We start from the raw sequence: 2,646 nt of genomic DNA, 5'->3' as shown, positions 1-2,646 counted from the left end.
GGAATGCGCCTTTTTTGTTATGTCAGCCTTTAGTAGCGCTGACAGTATTTCATTATAGTAAGTAGTTATTTTTAGAGGGCATTATGCTTCAAGACGTCCGTCAAGGTATGCAGGGTACGACCGCCAAAGTTATTGTTTGGGGAATTGCTATTACGTTCGCGCTATTTGGTGTTGAGTCAATTGTTGGTGGTATCGGTGGGGAGCCTGATGTAGTTGAAGTAAATGGCGAAGGTATTCCAGAATCAGAATTTAAAATCGCTGTTGAGCGTAAGAAGCGCCAGTTATTAATGCAGATGGGCGAGGCGGCAGACCCAGATCTTATTGATGATGGGCTGCTATCTCAGTCAGTTCTTGATGGTCTCGTTCAAGAAAAAACGCTTGAGCAGGACGCAAATGACAAAGGCCTTTATATTTCAGTCGCAATGGTTGATGAGTACATCCGTGGCATGAACGAATTCCAAGTTGATGGAGAGTTTAGCAATCAGCGAATGCAATCTGTTCTCGGCTCTGCTGGCTTCACGCTAAACTCCTTCAGAGATAGTTTGGCGAAGCAGTTTGTCATTGATCAAAGTCGTACAGGGCTGATCGGATCGGCGTTCGTGCTAGAAAGTGAGGAGAACGCACTCGTTAAACTAGACCGTCAAACACGTACCTTTGGTATGACTGTGTTATCCGCTGATGAATATAAGGACGAAATTGAAATAACTGATGCAGAAATCCAGTCTTATTATAATGAAAACGCTTCCATGTTCGTTCAGCCTGAAAACGTCGATGTTTCCTATGTTGTTTTAAGAAAGTCTGAATTAGATCAAATTGATGTCGCGTCTGAAGAAGTGGAAGCGCGTTACGAGCTTGAATTACAGGACTTTGTTGGCGACGAGCAGCGCCGAGCTTCTCATATACTAGTCTCCATTTCGGATGAGGTGACTGAAGAAGAGGCTTTAGCGAAAGTCACTGAACTTAAGACGAAAATTGATGCCGGAGAAGACTTTTCAGTGTTGGCCAAAGAAAACTCCGATGATGAGGGTTCTGCGGTTGATGGCGGTGATCTAGGTTTTTCAGGGAAGGGTGTTTACGTTTCCGGCTTTGAAGATGCTTTGTTCTCGATGGAAGAGGGAGCTGTTTCTGAACCAGTCAAAACGGAGTTTGGTTACCACCTCATCAAGCTACTAGAAGTGCAGGTAAATGAGCCCCCTGAGCTTGCTGAGCGTGCTCCCGTGTTAGAGGCGGAGATTCTAGCCGAAAAACGTGATCAGCAGTATGTTGATTTAGTTCAGCAGTTAGCAGACATTTCGTATTCGTCACCTGATTTGGTCGATCCCGCAGACGAGCTTGGTCTTGAGTTACAGCAGCGAATTGGTGTTTCTGCTGAATCTCAGGATGAAATTTTTTCAGAGCTGAAAGTTCAGCGAGCGCTTTTTAGCGATGAAAATCTTTCTGGGGAGCACAACAGTGAGGTTATTGAGCTGGATGAAGGGTTGGCGCTTGTCTTTAAAGTTGAAGATTACCATGAGGCATCGACGAAGAGCTTGGAGCAGGTTCGGGATGAAGTGACCGCTCTCCTGACGAAAGAGAAAGCAGGGCAGTATGCCGCATCAATCGGTAATGCTTTTATTGTTCGAGCTGAGGCCGGTGAGCATGCAGATTTGGTCGCGGAAGATATGTCGTTCGCCTGGGAGCAAAAAGTCAGCGTACGAAGGGATGACTTCTCAGTAAACCCGGATTTATTGTTTAAAGTGTTCTCAATGGATAAGCCGGCGGGTGAGCAGCCAGTGATCGGTGGCTTTGAGTTGAGTAATGGAGACTATGCGGTTGTTTCCCTTACTGCTGTTTCTTCTGGAAGCTTAGAAGATATTACCATGATCGAAAAACAGTCGATCAAAAGCTCGCTAGGGGCGAGTTATGGCGGGACGGATTATGCTTCGTATCTGACTAGTATTGAGGAAAGCGCAATCGTTGAGCGAATGTAAGTCATTCTAAATAGCGTTGACGGGAGCTTAGTAGGCTCCCGTTTTTTGTTGTGCCCCTATAGATTGAGCACTGGTTATCTTTAAAAAACAGCCAATTGCGGTATCGTTCGCATCAAGAATAATGAGACTGACACGTAGTGTGCGGCTGCGTGGTCGAATGGGATTACACCCGGAATAATAAAATGGTTCTGGTTACTACAGCATCGATACTATTTCTTAACTTGCTTTACGGATTCAAGGAGATTGAGCCGCATGAGCAAGGCGTCGTGTATTACGACTTTGACCTAGATAGGCCCGAGTTGTTTTATTCCGCGGAGGTAGAGCCTTATTCAGAAATCAAGTTCCGCAACATCGTTCGCCAAGCATACGATTATAGTTGCGGCTCTGCAGCCCTTACGACGATCCTTCAGCATTATCTTGGGCGAAACTTTCAAGAGCGCCAAGTGATGGAGGGCTTACTTCATTACGGTGAGAACGAGCGAATTGTAGAGCGCCGTGGTTTCTCGATGTTGGACATGAAGCGCCTCGTTACGGCCTTAGGTTTTCCTGCTGGTGGCTTTAAAGCGGAGATGCAAGACCTAATCGACTTGGATCACCCAGCGATCGTTCCAATTCAGTACGCGGGTTACAAGCATTTCGTTGTCGTAAAGACGGTGGAGAATGATCGTGTTTTTAT

Annotated in this window: 2 protein-coding genes; both read left to right on the top strand. The window is 45.9% G+C overall.

What is annotated here, in order from left to right:
- Positions 1 to 83: 83 nt before the first annotated feature.
- Positions 84 to 1,970, top strand: a complete 1,887-nt coding sequence (locus tag A3751_RS16785; RefSeq protein ID WP_068458099.1) for a SurA N-terminal domain-containing protein — start codon at positions 84 to 86, stop codon at positions 1,968 to 1,970.
- Between the two features lie 182 nt (positions 1,971 to 2,152).
- Positions 2,153 to 2,646: C39 family peptidase (locus A3751_RS16780; RefSeq protein WP_197466434.1), on the top strand; the 494-nt coding region annotated here is incomplete at its 3' end.

This window comes from Oleiphilus sp. HI0080 (assembly GCF_001635135.1).
Note: the sequence above shows the minus strand (reverse complement) of the source record. Positions and strands in the feature narration are given on the sequence as shown.